An 18,524-nucleotide genomic window follows, 5' to 3' on the forward strand; every position below is an offset into this window, starting at 1 on the left:
GATTCATGGTGTGTTCCACGCGAGGAAGGGAACCCGATGGCGTCACGAGCAATAAGCAGGTCTTCCGGGGCCGACTGGCGCGCCGCATGGCGGCGTTCGATGCGCCGTGCCGCGCAGATGGGCGGGGCCGTCGTGCTGTTCGGCGCGATGGTGTTCCTCGGCCTCGCGCTCTTCAGCTATACCCAGACCGACCCGAGCCCCTCGACCGCCGCCGCATCGCATGACGTCGCCAATTACATGGGCGCGAGCGGCGCATTCGTGGCCGAGCGCGTGCTGTTCCTGTTCGGCCTGACCGGCATCCTGCTGCTGCCGATGCTCTACATCTTCGCGCGCAAGCTGTGGCGCGATGTCGAGGAAGAAGACGTCGACACCGAAACCCGCTGGTGGCGGCCGATCCTGATGCTACTGCTGGCGATGGCGCTGCTCAGCACAGTGCTTTCGCTGACTTTCGACGGGCCGGGCGGGGCGCTGCCCGCCTCCATGGGCGGCATCACCGGCCTGCTCGGCGCCGGTGCGATCGAGGCCATCGCGACCCGCTTCGGCGAAGGGCTGTCGGGCTGGATCATCCTTGCGCTGGCGCTGCTCGCGCTCGGCGGCGGCACCGCGCTCGTCACGCGCGTCTTCGCCATCGACTGGCGCGCGTTGCTGACGCTGCCGGCCTTCCTGCGCCACGTGCCTTTCATGCCCGCGATTGCGCTCCCAAAACCCAGGCTGGCACTGAACCGCGACACAGACGCCGCACCCAAACCCAGGCCCGCAGCGAAAGAGGCGGTCGTCGAACAGCCTGCCGAACGCCGCGCGCCCAAGATCGTCGATCCCTCCGCGCCGCCCAAACAGGCGACTGCCGCCAAGGCCAAGCAGCGCGACATGTTCGCCAATTACGAATTGCCGAGCCTCGACCTGCTGACCGACCCCGGCCCCGACACCGCGCCCAAGCTCGACAAGATGGCGCTCGAGCGCAACGCCCGCCTGCTCGAAACCGTGCTCGACGATTTCAACGTCAAGGGCGAGATCACCGCCGTGCGCACCGGCCCGGTGGTGACCATGTACGAGCTCGAGCCTGCCCCCGGGATCAAGGCAAGTCGCGTGATCGGCCTCGCCGAAGACATCGCCCGCAACATGAGCGCGATTTCCGCGCGCGTGTCGCCAATCCCCGGCAAGACCGTGATGGGCATCGAACTGCCCAACCAGGACCGACAGATGGTCAATTTCAAGGAGCTGGCGAGCTGCGCCGCCTTTGCCGACGGCAAGGGCGCGTTGCCGATGATCCTGGGCAAGGATATTGCCGGTGAGCCGATCGTCGCCGACCTGGCCGCCATGCCGCACCTGCTGGTTGCGGGCACCACCGGCTCGGGCAAGTCGGTCGGCCTCAACGCCATCCTGCTGAGCCTGCTCTACCGCTTCACGCCCGACGAATGCCGCCTGATCCTGATCGATCCGAAAGTGCTCGAGCTCAAGACCTACGACGATATCCCGCATCTGCTCAGCCCGGTGGTGACCGAGCCGCACAAGAGCGTGCGCGCGCTCAAATGGGCGGTCGAGGAGATGGAGCGGCGTTATCGCATGATGTCCTCCGTCAACTCGCGCAATATCTCCGGCTTCAACGAGAAAGTCCGCACCGCCGCAGCCAAGGGCAAACCGCTCGGTCGCCGCGTGCAGACCGGCTTCGATCCGGAAACCGGCGAGGAGATTTTCGAGGAAGAGCAGCTCGATTACGAACCCTTGCCGCAGATCGTGCTGATCGTCGACGAACTGGCCGACCTCATGGTGACAGTCGGCAAGGAAATCGAAGTGCTGATCCAGCGCCTGAGCCAGAAATCGCGCGCCGCCGGTATCCACCTGATCATGGCGACGCAGCGTCCCAGCGTCGATGTCATCACGGGCGTCATCAAGGCCAACCTGCCGACGCGCATCAGCTTCAAGGTGACGAGCCGCATCGACAGCCGCACCATCTTCGGCGAACAGGGATCGGAGCAACTGCTGGGCAAGGGCGACATGCTCTACAAGCCCAACACCGGCGCGATGATCCGCGTGCACGGGCCGTTCGTCAGCGACGAGGAAGTCGAGCGCGTGGCCGATCACTGGCGCGCACAGGGCAGCCCCGCATATGTCGATGCCGTCACGGAAGAGCCGGAAGACGGCGGCGGCCTGACCTTCGAAGACGACCTCACCGCCAGCGACAGCCCCGAAGAGCGCAAATACCTGCAGGCGTGCCAGATCGTGATCGAGAACCAGAAGGCGAGCGGCAGCTGGCTCCAGCGCCAGATGGGCGTCGGCTACAACACCGCCGCCAAATGGATCGAGCGGATGGAAAGCGAAGGCCTTGTCGGCCCCGCCAACCATGTCGGCCGCCGCGAAATCTACCGCGACCGCGATGGGAATGTGCTCTAGTCCGGGGCGACCATGATGTCGGGCACGCTCCGTCGGCGCTCCTCTTCCCGCTGCCTTTCGCGCTCCAACCGCTCTTCTTCGGTCAGTTCTTCGAAGCGTATGCTCTGCGGCAGGATGCGGCCGTCGATGCGTTGGCGGACGGTGACGATGCCGCGCAGGTCCGGATCGCGCAGCTTGTCTTCCAACTCGCGCGCCTGCGTTTGCGGCACGTAGAGGCGGCCGCGCTGCAGCCCCGCGCCGCCATAGACGCTACCATAGTCCGCCCGCGCGAAATGGGCGCAGCTTTCGACATCGTCGCGGGCAACAATGCGCGCAATTTCCGGCGCTTCGCCCTCGATGCAGAAGGCATCAGGCGAGGCACCTGAAAGGTCATCGCCCGCCCAGTCGTAGGTGAATTCGATATAATGCCCGCGCAGCAGGTCGCGCGGGTCGTATCCGGCGACGGGCACGTCCCAATCGGTGCCTTCGCGGCTCCAGCTTTCGGTCCAGGCCCACAGGCCGCCGAGGCCGATCACCGGCAGCGCGAGCGCGAGCAGGCTGGCAGCGCGCATCATAGCGTCTCCCCCTCGTTTTCGCGCGGCGGCGCGAAGGCGCGGCTCACCCGCACCGCGCCCCACGCCACGCCAAGGATCAGCAATCCGGCCAGGATCAGGCCGAAGCCGCTCGAAAGCAGGTCGCTCGCCAGTTCGAAGCTGAGGACGATGAGCCGCAGCGCCACCACCGCCACCGCCGCTTGGAACACGCCGCGCCACCCGGCATAGAGCGCTGCGGCTGCGATCGCAGCCCACAGCAGCATGAACAGCACGCCCGCAGGTAATGTGGCGCCGGAGGCGACGTATGCGAAGATGCAGGCGAGCGCCGATGCGGCCAGCACCATCCCGGTCGCTTCGCCCGACCTGTCCCGGCGCGCCCAGACAATCAGGCCGGCAACCGCGAGCCCGGCCCCGCAGCGGATAACCTGCGCGCCCAATGCCAGGACCGGTTCGCTGAATGCGTCCACCGATGCCGCGAGGCACATGAGCGACGCACCGATCACGATATAGGCGACGGCCAATTGCTCGATCCGGGTCCAGAAGGCTGCGCGGGCGCTGCGAGAGCGCATCCACGCCGCGACCGGCCCCATAACGATCGGCAACAAGGTCACGAGCGTGACCGGCAGCCAGACCGAGTCAGCCTCTCGCCCCGTTACCCATTGGTCGAGCGTGAAAGCATATTCCCAGCAGGTCGCAATCAGCGTGCCCATGAACAGCGACGCCGTGATCCAGCTTTGCCCCCGCAGCAGGACTATGGGCCCGAACAGCACCAGTGCCGCTGCGAGCGGCTTCCAGAGCGGCGATGCGGTCTGGTACACCTGCCCGATATGGCCGAAAAAGGTCATGCCGAGCACGCCAAGGACGAATAGAGCGGCTTCGAGGCCCCACGGCTGCTCGCGCTCCAGCCGCCCTCCGCGCCAGCCGATAAAGCCCGCCAGCCCTGTGAACAGCGCCAGGTGGATCGCCAGGCGCACCTTGCCCGGCACGTCTTCCCAATTGGCGGCGACCACCGAAATCACACCCAATCCGATCGCCAGCGCCCCGATCCCGATCACCGCCCACAGCAGCAAGGGACGCGAATGCTCTTCCTCGTAGGCGAGGATGCGCGCGACCGCGGCATCGTCGATCAAACCGGCTTCGCGCCACTCCCTCAACTTGCGTTCGCCCATATGCGCGAGATTAAGCGCCTCCGGTCCAAAAGCCCAGTGCGCGGGGAAAAACTGCATTGCTCCGCGAAGATTCCGCTATAGGCGCGCTCCTGACATGGAACAGACCCATACAACACCCTCGCCCGAACCGTCGTCCTCCGCCGATGCGGAGGTGACCAGGCCCAAGGGCAGAACGACCAGCTTCACGCTGCTCCGCGCGCTCGCCAACCTCCGCAAGTGGTGGCGCGAGGCGGTCATCGACGATGTCGACCAGAACGAAGTGCTGGAGGGCACGCGCAGCGAATCGCTCTATACGCCGCGCTATGTCTTCATGATCTGCATGTCGGCCGGCATCGCCGTGCTGGGCCTGCTGCTGTCGAGCCCGGCAGTCGTGATCGGCGCGATGCTGCTTTCGCCGCTGATGAGCCCGATCATCGGCGCGGGCTTCGCGCTGGCGACCGGCGATTTCGACTGGCTTAGGCGCTGTTCGCGCGCCCTGCTTTACGGTTCCGTGATTGCGATCCTGTTCTGCGCGGCAATTGTTTTCATTTCGCCTTTGCAGACCGTCACCACCGAGATCGCCGCGCGCACGCGGCCCAATCTGTTCGACCTGCTCGTCGCGCTGTTTTCCGCACTGGCCGGAGCCTATGCGGTGATCCGCGGCAAGATGGGCACGATTGTGGGCGTGGCCATCGCGACCGCGCTGATGCCGCCGCTGGCGGTGGTGGGGTTCGGCCTCGCCACCTTCAACTGGACCGTATTCGGCGGCTCGCTGATGCTGTTCGTCACCAACCTCGTGACCATCATGCTGACCGCCGCGCTGATGGCGCGGTTCTACGGGTTCCAGACCCGCCTGTCGCAGAAACAGACCCGGGTGCAGGACGTCGGCATGCTGGTGGCCTTCATTGCGCTGGCGATTCCGCTCGGCCTCAGCTTGCAGACCATCACCTGGGAAGCGCGTGCCACCAACCAGATCAAGGCCGTCATCGAAGAGGCATTCGTCGAGAACGCCCGCATCAACCAGCTCGAAATCGCCTTCGATTCCGACCCGATGCGGATCGAGACCTCCGTCTTCACGCCCGAGTTCGAGCGCAGTGCCGAGAGCGAAGTGGCGCGCAGGCTCGAGCGGATCCTCGACCGGCCCGTCGCCATCGAGATCGACCAGTTCCGCGTGGGTACCGATCCGGGTGCGGCCGAACAGGCGCAGCTCGAACAGGCACGGGCGGAAGAGCAGGCCCGCGCCAGTGCCGAGCGGATCCGGAATCTCGCCGAACGTCTGGCGCTGGTCGCCGGCGTGCCGATCGAGGAAGTGACGCTCGACCGCGACAACCGGCGGGCGCTGGCCGATGCCCGCAGCCTGCCGGGCCTCGGCTGGGAAGGCTATCGCGCGCTCGAACGCCGCGCGGCTGCCGACATGGAAGGATGGGATGTCCGCCTGCGCCCGCCGGTCGCGCCGCTGCCCGATATCCCGCTGGAGGATGGCGCTCTGGGTGAGACAGGGACCGACACGCTGGGCCTGGTCCGGTGGGCCGCCAGCCGGACGCGGCTGCCGCTCACGCTCACCGGTCGCGGCGAGGCGCTCCAGAACGCGGCGCAGCAATTGCGCGAAGCGGGAATCGAGGTCCGCACACGCGACGATGGCCCCCGCGACCGGATCGTCACCGGCTGGGCCAACGGCAGCGCGCAATAGAAAAAGGGCCCGCGCCGTTGTGGCGCAGGCCCCCTTGCTTTCGGACCGACAGCCTTGCCGACCGCGCGGTATCGACCGCTTTACTTGGTCAGATCGCCCTTTGTCAGCGTCGGCGTCAGCTGCGTCGCCTTCTGGAGGTTGAGCGCACGCTCGTCCTCGGGCGTAGCGACGAGGCCGATGCTGGCGAGCGGGCCGCCCTTGTCCCACATCGTCGTCCACTGCTCGAGATACTCGGCGAGGCCCGGGATCGCATCGACATGCGCTTTCTTGACGTAAACATACAGCGGACGCGCGCCCGGATAGGCGAACGAAGCGATATTTTCATACGTCGGCTCGACGCCGTTCATGCTGAGGCCCTGCACCTTGTCCGCATTCTCTTCGAGATAGGAATAGCCGAAGATGCCGACGGCGTTCGGGTTGCCCTGGATCTTCTGCACGATAAGATTGTCCTGCTCGCCCTGGTCGACATATTTGCCGTCCGAACGGACTTCGGTGCAGGTGCGATCGTAGGCGTCTTCGTCGCTCTCCTTGAGCGCTTCCATCTCGGCATTTTCCTTACAGGCCGCCTCCAGGACCAGCTCCTTGAGCGCGTCGCGCGTGCCCGAGGTCGACGGCGGGCCGTAGACGAGGATCGGCAGGTCCGGCAGCGAGGGATCGACATCCGACCAGGTCTCGTTGGTCTGCTCCTTGCCATACGGATTGGCGGCGATGGCGCGGTAGACGATGTCGGGCGTCAGATTCATGTCGATACCGCCCTGCGCGCTGGCGAAGGCGATTCCGTCGAGGCCGACCTGCAGTTCGATGATGTCGGTGACACCGTTTTCCTGGCAGGTGTCGAATTCGCTGTCCTTCATCCGGCGCGAGGCATTGGCCATGTCCGGGGTCGAAGGACCTACACCGCTGCAGAACAATGCGACGCCGCCGCCGGTGCCGGTCGATTCGATCAGCGGCGAGCCGAACTCCGGATGGTTGCGGGCGAAGTTCTCGGCCACCAGCTTGGCGAAGGGATAGACCGTCGACGAGCCGACCGCGCGGATCGAATCGCGCGTGCCGCTGGACGAACCGGTGTCGCCGCACGCGGCCAGCGCGAGGCTGGCGGTGGCGACCAGAGCGATATTCTTGATCATTTTCATTGCAAATAGTCCTTGGGTTCTGACTGCCTGCGGCATTTAGGTTTCCCGCATGACAGGTCGATTACAGCAAGTGTCGGCCTAAAAATCGATTTGCGCGCGAACGCCCAGAGAATCGACGGAATAGGAGGTATCGCCGCCCGCGGTAGGGTGGACGGCGTCTTCGTATTTCAGATGCGCATAGCCGAGCATGAAGCGCGTCCAGTCGGTCGGCGACCAGATCAGCGAAGCGAGAAACGCGTCCTGCGTCCCGCCGATGATGCCGCCGTCGTTCAGGTCGAGCCTGTCGTAGCGCACGTTGACCTGCACCGCGCCGGCACCGCCTTCGCCGACCGGGCTGCCGGGCTTGATCCGGTCGAACTTGCCGCCTTTGTAGCCGCGGCTGTCGCCTTCGGTCAGGAATAGGCCGACTTCGACATAGCCGCCGAAGAAGGTCGGATCGGTCAGCGCGCCGGGTCGGTCGACGTTTTGCCAGAAGGCTTCGCCGGTGGCGTGGAACGGCCCGTGTACGATGGCGACTTCGCCGCCGAAGCCGAACTCGCTGCTGGCACCGAGGTTGCCTGTGTTGATGAAGCGCTCGCTCGTGAAGTGTACCGCGGGCCGCTGGCGATAGCGGACCGTCATGCCGCTTTCGAGATCGGTGTAATGGACCGAGCCGCCGAAATGCAGCTGCGTCTCGCCCAGCTTGGGGAAATAGACCACGCGGCCGTCCACGCCCCAGTTCTTGTTGGACAGGTCGTCCACGGCATCGGTGAACAGCCCGCCCTGCACCAGTACCGCATCGTTCGCATAGGTGGCCGAGGCGCCGACCCGGCGTTCGAAACCGAAAGCGTCGGTGAAGGCGGCGCGCTCCATGTGGCTGATCGAGAGGCTGCTGGTCAGCTCCTCGAGCCCCTGGAAATTGTTGTGCTGGCCGATGACGAATTCGACATCGCCGGTCGCGTAGCTCAGGAAGCCGTCGGTGATGGCAACATCGGTGCCGTCGAAATCGAGCTCGAACTTGTAGCCGAAGCCGCCCGGCATATCGCCCTGCACGCCGAGGCGGGCGCGGCGCACTTCATTGCCGAAACCGTCGGGCCGCCCGGTCGAATCGGGTGAGCTGACGAAGCCCGCATCGTATTGCAGGCGCCCGCGCGGCTTGAAGCTCCAGCCGCTTTCTCCCTTGATTTCGGGCGCGCCCTTGAAAGCGATCTGGGTATCGCCGGCGGCTGCGGCGCTTTCGCTGGCAGCGGCTGCCGATTCGCTGGCGGCAGCGGCGGCTGCATTGGCTTGGGCTGCGACCTGCTGCGCGGTTTCGAGCTCGCTTTCGAGGCTTTCTATCCGGTTCGCCATGGCCGCCATTTCGGCACGCATCGCGGCGAGTTCTTCGAGCACGGCAGCGGCATCGACATCCTGCGCCAGCGCCGGGGTGGATGTGCAGATCGCTGCGATCGACGCGCCGCACATGAGGATCCTGTTCACGGGGTATGACCTTCCGATTGCATTCGTGACAACACAGTGGCCGTTAGGTTGCGAATATGTCCGGTCGGCTACGGCGAGATTGCAATCGTGTTACAATCACCAGCTTTCGGGCGCATCGCGAATGGTTGCGGCAAACTGGTTACACTTGTAACGAGCGCGGCAGTTTGAGGAGTCTCCCCACAATGCGCATCGGTTGCCCTACGGAAATCAAGAACCACGAATATCGCGTCGGCCTGACGCCGGAGAGCGCGCGCGAGCTGGCCGGGCGCGGCCACGACGTGTGGATCGAAAGCGGCGCCGGGCTCGGCATCGGTGCGACCGACGAGGAATACCGCGCCGCCGGTGCCACGATCGTCGACGGGCCGGACCCGATCTTCGCCGAATGCGAGATGGTGGTGAAGGTCAAGGAACCGCAAGCGGTCGAGCGTGCCAAGTTGCGGCCCGACCAGATCCTCTATACCTATCTGCACCTGGCCCCCGACCCGGAACAGACCGAGGACCTAGTCAAGTCGGGCGTGACTGCGATCGCCTACGAAACCGTCACCGGTCCGCGCGGCTCGCTGCCGCTGCTCAAACCCATGAGCCAGGTGGCGGGGCGCATGAGCATCCAGGCAGGCGCGTCGGCGCTGGAGAAGGCGCATGGCGGGCGCGGCGTGCTGATCGGCGGGGTGCCGGGCGTTCTGCCGGGCAAGGTCGTGGTGATCGGCGGCGGCGTGGTCGGCTTCAACGCGGCGCAGATGGCGGTGGGCCTCGGCGGCGACGTCGAGATCCTCGACCGCGATCCCGAAGTGCTGGAAAAGGTCGGCACCTTCTTCGAAGCCCGCGCCAGCACGCGCTTTTCCAACAAGACCAACCTCGAAGACGCGGTGTGCCAGGCCGACCTCGTGATCGGCGCGGTGCTGATCCCGGGCGCCGCCGCTCCCAAGCTCGTGACCCGAGACCTGCTCAAGCGGATGAAGCCGGGCGCGGTGCTGGTCGACGTGGCGATCGACCAGGGCGGCTGCTTCGAGACCAGCAAGCCGACGACGCATGACGACCCGACTTACGTGGTCGACGATATCGTCCATTATTGCGTCGCCAACATGCCCGGCGCGGTCGCGCGCACCAGCACCTATGCGCTCAACAACGTGACGCTGCCGCACGCGCTGCAGATGGCCAAGCACGGCTGGAAGGAAGCGATGCGCGCCAATCCGCACCTGGCCGAAGGGCTCAACGTCCACGCCGGCCATGTGACCTACGAGGCGGTGGCGGAAGAACTGGGCTACGACTATCGCAGCACGGCCGAGGTGCTCGCCGACTAGCGATCAGGCGGCGTTTGCCGCCCGCCACTTGCGATAGCGTTTGGCCCGGCGCGCGGCGCGGTATTGGTCCGCCGCCAGCGCCAGCGCGGGGGAACCGCCGTCGCCGGGGTTCTTGCCCTTCGCCATCCGCTCGATCTGCGCCTTGGTCAGACCCATCGTGGCGAGACCGGACAGCGAGCGGTTTTTCCAACCGACCTCGGGCAGCGCGACGTCCGTATTCTCGCCGACTTGCCAATGGCGCGGCAGGAAGGGGTCGCTCGCCATGGCCCGCGCCAGGCCGAGCAGTTCGACGCCGAAGCCGTGCGCGTCGTGGGCCAGCGCGGCCTCGGCGGTCGCCAGCTTCGTGATGCCGCCCGTCACCATGATCGGCATCTCGGCGACCCTGGCGATGTCGCGGGCGAAGTCGATGAAATAGGCCTCGCGCGCTTCGGTGGAGGATTTGGGCGCGTCGCCTTCCTCCTGCGGATTGCCCTGCATGGCCGGGCTCTCGTAACTGCCGCCCGATAGCTCCACGAAATCGACGTCCTTGCCATTCAGCCATTCGACCACTTGCCGCGCGTCCTCGAAGGCGAAGCCTCCGCGCTGGAAATCGGCCGAGTTGAGCTTCACCCCGATACCGAATTCAGGCTTCACCCGCGCGCGGCAGGCCTCGACGATCCTGAGGAGGAAGCGCGCGCGGTTCTCCAGGCTTCCGCCCCACTCGTCGCTCCGCCTGTTGGTCAGCGGCGACAGGAACTGGCTGACGAGATAGCCATGCGCACCGTGAATCTGCACGCCGTCGAAGCCCGCTTCCTGCGCCTGCTCGGCGGTGTCGGCGAAGCGGGTGATGATTGTCTCGATTTCCGATGCCTCGAGCGCGCGCACCTCGGCGAAGAGCGAGGAAAACTTGCCGAGATCGAGCGCGACGTCCGACGGAGACACCGCCGTTTCGCCCATGCTTTTGTAGAGTTGCCGCCCCGGATGGCTGATCTGCAGCCAGAACTGCCCGCCGCCCGATTTGCCGATCTGCGCCCAGTTCTTGAACGGGGTGAGGTCGGTGCCTTTCTCCAGGATCACCGCGCCCGGCCCGGTCAGCGCGCCAGGATCGACCATGACATTGCCCGACAGGATCAGCCCGACCCCGCCACGCGCCCAGCGTTCGTAGAGCGTAAACAGCTTTTCGCCCGGATACTGCCCGGGCTGGACAGCGAGGTTCTCCTCCATCGCCGCTTTGCACAGCCGGTTTTTCAGTGTCGTGCCATTGGGCAGGGTGAGTGGTTCGAAAAGCGGCGAAGTGGTCATGCGTTTTTCCCCTGATCCGTCCTGAACGGCGCTATCACGTCGGGCCGGACGCGCACCAGACGCTGCGTTTCGCGGTCGAGCATGGCCCAGGTCGTCGCCGCCGAGACGATGACCTTGCCCGTGGCATCGGCAAAGTCGACCCGGCGAAGCGACGTCGCGCCGCGCGGTGCGCCCGGGATCCAGGTCGTGCCGGACACGCTCTCGCCCTCGGCAATATTGCCGCGATAATCGATCTCGTGCCGCACCACGAGCCAGACGACGTCGCGCGCATGGTCGTGTGCAGCCACCCCATCCCAATGGGCGGTCGCCATGTCTTGCACCCATTGTACCCATACGGCGTTGTTGACGTGGCCCATCACGTCGATGTGCGCGGCCTGCGCGGTGAAGGTCTTGCGGAACGGCTCGCTCATGCCGCGGCGGCCAGCCTTACGCCCAGATCGCGCAAATCGGCCCGCGCCCGCGCCGCGTCTGTGAAGACACGCCCTAGCATGCCGACGGCCTCCGCACCTTCGACGTTGCGCGGTACGTCGTCGAAGAACAGGCATTCGCCGGGCTCCAGCGCGCCCTCTTCGATAATATGGCGATACATGCGCGCATCGGGTTTCAGCACGCCCAGCTCCGCCGACACGGCTGCATGTTCGAACATCGTCCAGAAATCGTGGCGATCCTTTAGATAGGCGACGATTTCATGGACATTGTCGGTAATGGCGAACAGGCGCAGGCCCGCCGCCTTCAGTTCGCGCATCAGCGGGACGGTGCCGTCGAGCAGCACCATGCTTTCCATCAGTTCCTGGTAGAGCGCATCGATCTCTTCCGAAGCCAGGTCATGCTGCTCGACGAACAGCGGCTTGGCCTCAGCCAGCGAGTGCTCGCCGCGATTGACCGCCAACCAGACATCGCTGCCCGCGAACGGGTGCGCAAATCCCGGCGCATCGACGCGCTCGTCCCCCAGCGCCCGCCGCGCGATGCCTTTCGGGTCCCACGGTACCACGACATTGCCGATGTCGAAGACGACGTTCCTGATCGGCATACTTATTGACCTATCGCTGCGCTGCTCGAGGAAGTGCTGCCGGCCTACCGCTTCGCTGCGTGAGGCCAATCACTCGGCCAAGCCCATCTGCCACAGGATGAAGGCGTATTCCTCCGCCACTTCATAGACGGCGCTCCAGCGGCCCGACTTGCCGCCGTGGCCCGCGCCCATATTGGTTTTGAGCAGCAGTTCGTTATCGTCGGTCTTCACATCGCGCAGCTTGGCGACCCATTTCGCGGGCTCCCAATAGGTCACGCGCGGATCGTTGAGACCGGCGGTCACCAGCATCGGCGGATAGTCCTGCGCCTTGACCTGGTCGTAGGGCGAATAGCTGAGGATGTACGCGAAGGCCGCCTTGTCCTCGATCGGGTTGCCCCATTCCTGCCATTCGCCGGGCGTCAGTGGCAGGTCCTTGTCGAGCATGGTGTTGAGCACGTCGACGAAAGGCACATGCGCGACGACCGCGCCATATTGCGCCGGGTCCTGGTTGATGATCGCACCCATCAGCTCGCCGCCCGCCGAGCCGCCGCTGGCGGTGATCTTGCCTTCGGCGGTGTAGCCCATATCGATCAGCCCGCGCCCGGCATCGACGAAATCGTTGAAAGTATTGGCGCGCTCGAACAGCTTGCCCTGCAGATACCAGCGCCGCCCGAGATCGTCGCCGCCACGGATATGCGCAATGGCATAGGCGAAGCCGCGATCGATGAGGCTGAGGCGCGTGGTCGAGAAGCCCGGCGGCACGGCATAGCCATAGGCGCCATAGGCATAGAGATGCAGCGGGCCGCCTTGTGGCCTGTCCTTGCGATAGACCACGCTGACCGGGATCATCGTCCCGTCGCGCGCCTGCACGCTGACGCGTTCGGTGGTGTAGAGCGAAGCATCGTAGCCGCTCGGGATTTCCTGCTGCTTGAGCAGTTCGAGCGCGCCGCTGGCGACATCGTAGTCATAGACCGAATCCGGTGTGACCATGCTTTCATAGGCAAGGCGCAGCTTGCCGACATCGTATTCGGGATTGTTGGAAAGGCCCGCATTGTAGCTCGCCTCGGGGAAGGCGATGGGCTTGGCATCGAGCGGCGCATCGTAGGTGCGCAGCTGGATCTGGTCCAGACCGTCGAGACGCCCTTCGGTGACGAAGAAATCCTTGTAGAGCTCGAAATCTGTCAGGTAGAATTCGTCCGATCCCGCGATCACGGTTTCCCATTCGCCCGGCGCGCCGAGCGGTGCCTTGGCGAGGCGGAAATTGATGTGATCGTCGTTGGTCCAGACGAAGATCGTGGTGTCGCCGGCTTCGTCGGTGCGGACATCGACCGAATATTCGCGGCCCTTCTGCCGCGGCTTGATCAGGATCTGCTCGCCGGTCGGATCGTCGGCGCGGACCAGCCGCACTTCGCTCGTCTCGTTGTCGCCGGTCGAGATGATCAGCCAGTCTTCCTGCGCCGACAGGCCGGCGTTCACGCTGAAACTCTGGTCCTCTTCCTCGTACAGCGTGACATCGCTTTCGTTGGGCGTGCCAAGCACGTGCAGCTTGGCTTCCAGCGTGCGCCATTCCTCGGTCGAGGGGCCATAGACCAGCGCCGTGTCGCCCATCACCCAGGTCAGCCCGCCGCGCAGGTTGGTGAGCTCGTCCGGCAGCAACTCGCCGGTCTGCAAATCCTTGATCCGCGCGGTGTAGCGCTCGGACCCGTTGGTGTCGGTCGAGTAGGCGAGATAGCGCCCGTTATGGCTGACCGAGGCAGCGCCGAGGCGGAAATATTCCTGACCCTCGGCCAGCGCGTTCTCGTCGAGGATCAGCACCGCATCGCCGCCCGCGACCGGCCTGCGGTAGTGCTTGCGATATTGCGCGCCCTCTTCGAATTCGGACCAGTAGAGCCAGGCGCCATCCTTTTGCGGGACGGTGCTGTCGTCTTCCTTGATGCGGCCCTTCATCTCTTCGAAGAGCTTCTCGGTGAAGTCCTTCTGCGAGGCCATGCGCGCTTCGAACCACGCATTCTCGGCCTTCACATAGTCGAGAATGTCCTCGTCATCGATGGTCGGGTAGGATTGGTCCTTGAGCCAGAAATACGGGTCTTCGATGGTGATCCCGTGATGGGTGTAGGAATGGTCGCGCTTCTCGGCGACGGGACGGGCGGTGGGTGCCGCTTTGCTCACGCTGGTGGTTTCCTCTTGGCTGGCCGCGGGCTGCGCCAGCGTCGGGCTTGCGATCAGGCAGGCTGCAGTGGCGAGTGCGGCAGTCAGTGCTGGTTTCATGGCTTGTGGTTCCGTGATGTCCGAAAGGTCGGCTGGAAAGCCTCACTCGCAAGGCCTATGATAGAGACATGACGCGCACAAGAGCGCACAACCGATTACCCGAGGATCGATGAAATGCTGATGCAAACCCATGAAGCCCGCCTTGCCGCCCTGCGCGAGGAACTGAAGAAACGCGGGCTCGACGGATTCGTGATTCCGATCAGCGACGAGCATATGAGCGAATATGTCGGCGATTATGCCCAGCGGCTCGCCTGGCTGACCGGCTTCGGCGGTTCGGCCGGGAGCGCGGCGGTTACGCTCGACACGGCGGCGATCTTCGTCGACGGGCGCTACACCGTGCAGGTGCGCGACCAGGTCGACGAGCGGCTGTTCGCCTACCAGTCGGTCCCCGCCACCAGCCCGGCGAAGTGGCTGGCCGAGAATGCCGGCGAAGGCGCAAAGGTCGGCTTCGATCCGTGGCTGCATTCACGCGGCTGGGCGAAGGCGGCAGGCAAAGCGCTGGCCGATGTCGGCGCGGAACTGGTCCCGGTGAGCGGCAATCCCATCGACGCCGTGTGGCAGGACCGGCCCGAGCCCTCCGCCGCCGTGGCGACGATCCAGGAAGAAGCACTGGCCGGGCGCGGCCATGCCGACAAGCGCGGCGAAGTGGCGCAGTGGCTGAAAGACAAGAAGCTCGACGCGGCGGTCATCTCCGCGCTCGATTCGGTCGCCTGGCTGCTCAACATCCGCGGTAAGGACGTGACCCATACGCCGGTCGCGCTGTCCTATGTGATCGCGCATGAGGACGGCACGGCGGAGCTGTTCATCGCCGAGGAGAAGGTCACGCCCGAGCTCCGCCAGCATCTCGGCAATGCGGTGACGATCCGTGACCGGATGGACTTCGAACCGGCGCTCAAGAGCCTGTCGGGCAAGCGCGTGGCGGTCGATCCCGATTACGGCGTCGCGGCGATTTCGCTGGCGCTCGAAGAAGGCGGCGCGACCCCGGTCAGCGAGCGCGATCCGACGATCCTCGCCAAGGCGGTGAAGAACGGCGTCGAAGCGCAGGGCCACCGCGAGGCGCAGGCGCTCGACGGGGTGGCGGTGTGCAAATATCTCCACTGGCTGAGCGTCGAAGCGCCCAAGGGCGGGATCGACGAACTGACCGCGGCGGCCAAGCTGCTCGAATTCCGCCGGCACTACGGCGACCTGCGCGATACCAGCTTCGACACCATTTCGGCCGCATCCGGCCACGCCGCGCTGCCACACTATAAGGTGGACGAGGACAGCAACATCCCGATCCCGCCGGGCAGCATCTATCTGTGCGATTCGGGCGGGCAATACCCCTGCGGCACGACCGACATCACCCGCACCGTCTGGATCGGCACGCCCGATGGCCAGGCGCAGCCGACCGCGGAGATGAAGGATCGCTTCACCCGCGTGCTCAAGGGCCACATCGCCATCGCGCAGGCGATCTTCCCCGAGGGGACCTGCGGCGGCCAGCTCGATACGCTCGCGCGCCACGCACTATGGCAGGCGGGAACCGACTTCGCCCACGGCACCGGGCACGGCGTCGGCAGCTTCCTGTCGGTCCACGAGGGTCCGCAGCGGATCGGCAAGGTCAATGGTGCGCAGGCCGGTACGCTGGAGCCGCTCAAGGCCGGCATGATCCTCTCCAACGAGCCCGGCTATTACAAGGCTGGCGAATTCGGCATCCGGATCGAGAACCTGGTGCTGACCGAGGAACGGCACATCGACGGCGCCGACGAAGGCACCTGGTTCGGCTTCGAGAACCTGACCTGGGTGCCGATCGATCGCACGCTGATCGAACCGGCCTTGCTGAGCGAGAACGAGCGTTCGTGGCTGAACCGGTACCACGCCGATACCCGCGCCTTGCTCGCGCCGCGACTCGAAGGCGAGGTGCTCGACTGGCTGATGGAGCAGACCGAGCCGCTCTGACACGCCGTTCCCTGCGGTCTTGTGAGTCGATCGATGTTCCACTAATGTTCTCGCCGGCCGAGTCGCCGTCGCGAGTCGGAACAGAGGAGGACAGGACATGATCGGCTACGTTACACTGGGCACCAACGACCTCGCCAAGCACGCGCCCTTCTACGACGCCATTGCCAAGGCGATGGGCGTCGGGCGGATGATGGAATTCGACAGCTTCATCGCCTGGGGCGAAATGGGCGGCGCGCCGGGCGTGGCGCTGACCAAGCCGTTCGATGGCAAGGAAGCGACGGTCGGCAACGGCACGATGGTGGCGCTGCAGGTTGCCGGACCTGACAAGGTCAAGGAAATCTACGACATCGCGCTCAGCCATGGCGGCAGCGACGAAGGCGAGCCCGGCCCGCGCGGCGATGACGGTTTCTACGCCGCCTATTTCCGCGATCCGCAAGGCAACAAGCTCAATGCCTTCTGCATGACGCAGGGCGGGTAGCGCTATGGCCGGGCCGAAAAAACTCGCCGACAGCTTCATCCACCTGGGGCTCGGCGCGACGGCCGTGCCCCAGCCGCCGTTCGAAGGGATTGAATGGTACGAGGCCTATGGCGCGCGGCACGGCGACGACGGGCGCGAAGGGCGGCTGGTCTCGCAGCACACCTTCACCGAAGGCTGGCCGAGCTGGGAGATGCACCCGCTCGGCCACGAAGTGGTGATCTGCACGCACGGCTCGATGCTGCTGACGCAGGAACTTCCCGACGGCCGCCGCGAACAGGTGGCACTCGGCGCAGGCGACTATGCCGTCAACGCGCCGGGCGTATGGCACATCGCCGACGTGGAGGAGGCGGCCACCGCGATTTTCATCACCGCCGGCGAAGGCACCGAGCATCGCCCGCGTTCAGACTTTCCCGTGGATTAATGAACGCCCTCGCCTGATACAATTCGCGACACTTTCGCTCCGAACGGGCATAGTGCTGCGACACGCACGCCCTAGAACAGGCATCGTGAGTTGCGAGGCGGGTCGATACGGCTTCTCCCCCTCCCCCGATGCCCGCTTCGCAGCTCCGTCGATTTCGATTAACGGAGCACAGATGATGAAGAAACTTCCCCTGATCCTCGCCGGTGGCGCCCTGCTTGCAGGCGGTGCCGCCATTGCCCAACCGGCCGGCGAACGCGGCCCGATGACCCGCGACGCGGTGGCCGAACGCACCACCAAGATGTTCGAGCGCATGGACGCCAACCAGGACGGCGTCATCGACGAAGCCGACCGCGCCGCGCGGCTCGAGCAGCGTTTTGCGAAAATGGACGCCAATGGCGACGGCATGCTGAGCCAGGCCGAATTCACTACCGCGCACGAACAGATGCGCGAGCAGCGCAAGGAACGCCGTGAAGCGCGCGCCGAGCGCCGGGGCGGCGAACGCATGGGCCGCCGCGGCGGTCGCGGCCATCATCGCGGCATGATGCTCAAGGCTGCCGATACCAATAACGACGGCCAGATCACCCAGGCCGAAGCGCAGGCCGCCGCGCTCGCCCGCTTCGACCGCGTCGACGCCGACGGCGACGGCACGATCACCCGCGACGAACGCCGCGCCGCGCGGCAGGCCATGCGCGCCCAGCGTCGCGGCCAGTAAGAACGCGGAGCCGGGGCGAATGACGGGAAACGACGCGACATCCGCCCCGGTGCACATCCTGCTGGTCGATGACGAGCCCAGCCTGCGCGAACCCCTGGCCGAGTATCTTGCCGGCCAGGGGTTTCGCATTTCCGAGGCCGACAGCGCGGCGGGCGCGCGCTCTGTCCTGCTCAACGAACGCCCGGATATCGCGCTGGTCGACATCATGATGCCGGGCGAGGACGGCCTGTCGCTCACCCGCCACCTGATCGAGACGCGCGACCTGCCCGTGATCCTGCTGACCGCCAGGGGCGAAACGACCGACCGCATTATCGGGCTGGAGATCGGCGCCGACGATTACGTGACCAAACCATTCGAGCCACGCGAACTGGTCGCGCGGATCCGCTCGGTCCTGCGCCGGGCCGGGCGCGCGCCCGCGGTCGATGCGGAGGACGCTTTCTATGTCTTCGAAGGCTGGCAGCTCGATCCGCTCAAGCGTCGCCTGACCGACCCGGACGGGGCGCTGGTGGCGATCTCGACCGCCGAATTCCGCATGCTGCGCGCCTTCCTCGATCATCCGAAGAAAGTGCTCGATCGCGATCGCCTGCTCGACCTTGTGCAGGGCCGCGAGGCGCACCTCTTCGACCGTGCGGTCGACAACCAGGTCAGCCGCCTGCGCCGCAAGATCGAAGCCGACAGCCGCAATCCGCATTTCATCCAGACCGTGCGTGGGGGCGGCTATCGCTTCGCCGCAGACGTCGCGCGCGTCGCGCAGGCGGGGGGCTGA

At 65.7% G+C, this 18,524-nt stretch carries 16 protein-coding genes; 8 read left to right on the top strand and 8 right to left on the bottom strand.

The window, feature by feature from the left end; all coding sequences use genetic code 11:
- Positions 1-36: 36 nt before the first annotated feature.
- On the top strand, positions 37-2,391 hold the full coding sequence (locus EL2594_RS11655) for an FtsK/SpoIIIE family DNA translocase (protein ID WP_041685311.1): 2,355 nt from the start codon (positions 37-39) through the stop codon (positions 2,389-2,391).
- Here the strand turns inward: EL2594_RS11655 and EL2594_RS11660 are convergent.
- The gene (locus EL2594_RS11660) at positions 2,388-2,945 is read right to left on the bottom strand and encodes a GDYXXLXY domain-containing protein (protein WP_011415285.1); all 558 of its coding nucleotides are present in this window, start codon (positions 2,943-2,945) and stop codon (positions 2,388-2,390) included. The genes EL2594_RS11655 and EL2594_RS11660 overlap by 4 nt on opposite strands.
- Positions 2,942-4,150 carry a DUF2157 domain-containing protein gene (locus tag EL2594_RS11665; RefSeq protein WP_011415286.1) on the bottom strand — a complete coding sequence of 403 codons (1,209 nt, stop codon included), beginning with the start codon at positions 4,148-4,150 and terminating at the stop codon, positions 2,942-2,944. The genes EL2594_RS11660 and EL2594_RS11665 overlap by 4 nt, the downstream gene beginning before the upstream one ends.
- 37 nt (positions 4,151-4,187) lie before the next feature.
- On the opposite strand from EL2594_RS11665, the gene EL2594_RS11670 reads away from it, so the two are divergent.
- Complete coding sequence (locus EL2594_RS11670) at positions 4,188-5,762, top strand: DUF389 domain-containing protein (RefSeq protein ID WP_011415287.1); 1,575 nt, start codon at positions 4,188-4,190, stop codon at positions 5,760-5,762.
- Between the two features lie 80 nt (positions 5,763-5,842).
- Here EL2594_RS11670 and EL2594_RS11675 read toward each other — a convergent pair whose 3' ends face one another.
- Together EL2594_RS11675 and EL2594_RS11680 are read right to left on the bottom strand one after the other, a co-directional pair.
- Positions 5,843-6,895 (bottom strand): substrate-binding domain-containing protein, encoded by a 1,053-nt coding sequence (locus EL2594_RS11675; protein ID WP_011415288.1) that lies wholly within the window; start codon positions 6,893-6,895, stop codon positions 5,843-5,845.
- 78 nt (positions 6,896-6,973) lie between these two features.
- A complete protein-coding gene (locus EL2594_RS11680; RefSeq protein WP_233994273.1) occupies positions 6,974-8,353 on the bottom strand; it encodes an OprO/OprP family phosphate-selective porin in 1,380 nt (459 codons plus the stop codon).
- 182 nt (positions 8,354-8,535) lie between these two features.
- Between EL2594_RS11680 and ald the strand changes: the two genes are divergently transcribed.
- The gene (gene ald, locus EL2594_RS11685) at positions 8,536-9,654 is read left to right on the top strand and encodes an alanine dehydrogenase (RefSeq protein WP_011415290.1); all 1,119 of its coding nucleotides are present in this window, start codon (positions 8,536-8,538) and stop codon (positions 9,652-9,654) included.
- A 3-nt stretch (positions 9,655-9,657) separates the two neighbouring features.
- Here the strand turns inward: ald and EL2594_RS11690 are convergent, their stop codons facing one another.
- The 4 genes from EL2594_RS11690 to EL2594_RS11705 all read right to left on the bottom strand — a co-directional run bounded on the left by EL2594_RS11690 (position 9,658) and on the right by EL2594_RS11705 (position 14,212).
- The gene (locus tag EL2594_RS11690; RefSeq protein ID WP_011415291.1) at positions 9,658-10,935 is read right to left on the bottom strand and encodes an NADH:flavin oxidoreductase/NADH oxidase family protein; all 1,278 of its coding nucleotides are present in this window, start codon (positions 10,933-10,935) and stop codon (positions 9,658-9,660) included.
- A complete protein-coding gene (locus EL2594_RS11695) occupies positions 10,932-11,345 on the bottom strand; it encodes an acyl-CoA thioesterase (RefSeq protein ID WP_011415292.1) in 414 nt (137 codons plus the stop codon). Before EL2594_RS11695 ends, EL2594_RS11690 begins: the two co-directional genes overlap by 4 nt.
- On the bottom strand, positions 11,342-11,965 hold the full coding sequence (locus EL2594_RS11700; RefSeq protein ID WP_011415293.1) for an HAD family hydrolase: 624 nt from the start codon (positions 11,963-11,965) through the stop codon (positions 11,342-11,344). Before EL2594_RS11700 ends, EL2594_RS11695 begins: the two co-directional genes overlap by 4 nt.
- 69 nt (positions 11,966-12,034) lie before the next feature.
- A complete protein-coding gene (locus EL2594_RS11705; protein WP_011415294.1) occupies positions 12,035-14,212 on the bottom strand; it encodes a S9 family peptidase in 2,178 nt (725 codons plus the stop codon).
- A 114-nt stretch (positions 14,213-14,326) separates the two neighbouring features.
- On the opposite strand from EL2594_RS11705, the gene EL2594_RS11710 reads away from it, so the two are divergent.
- From EL2594_RS11710 to EL2594_RS11730, 5 genes are all read left to right on the top strand, one after another.
- The gene (locus EL2594_RS11710) at positions 14,327-16,147 is read left to right on the top strand and encodes an aminopeptidase P family protein (RefSeq protein WP_011415295.1); all 1,821 of its coding nucleotides are present in this window, start codon (positions 14,327-14,329) and stop codon (positions 16,145-16,147) included.
- Positions 16,148-16,244: 97 nt separating this feature from the next.
- Positions 16,245-16,625 carry a VOC family protein gene (locus EL2594_RS11715; protein WP_011415296.1) on the top strand — a complete coding sequence of 127 codons (381 nt, stop codon included), beginning with the start codon at positions 16,245-16,247 and terminating at the stop codon, positions 16,623-16,625.
- A gap of 4 nt (positions 16,626-16,629) precedes the next feature.
- The gene (locus EL2594_RS11720; RefSeq protein WP_011415297.1) at positions 16,630-17,046 is read left to right on the top strand and encodes a hypothetical protein; all 417 of its coding nucleotides are present in this window, start codon (positions 16,630-16,632) and stop codon (positions 17,044-17,046) included.
- Between the two features lie 175 nt (positions 17,047-17,221).
- Complete coding sequence (locus tag EL2594_RS11725) at positions 17,222-17,758, top strand: EF-hand domain-containing protein (RefSeq protein ID WP_049762551.1); 537 nt, start codon at positions 17,222-17,224, stop codon at positions 17,756-17,758.
- Positions 17,759-17,777: 19 nt separating this feature from the next.
- On the top strand, positions 17,778-18,524 hold the full coding sequence (locus tag EL2594_RS11730; protein WP_011415299.1) for a response regulator: 747 nt from the start codon (positions 17,778-17,780) through the stop codon (positions 18,522-18,524).

The sequence above is a fragment of the Erythrobacter litoralis HTCC2594 genome, from assembly GCF_000013005.1.
In the GTDB taxonomy this organism is placed as follows: Bacteria; Pseudomonadota; Alphaproteobacteria; order Sphingomonadales; family Sphingomonadaceae; genus Parerythrobacter; species Parerythrobacter litoralis_A.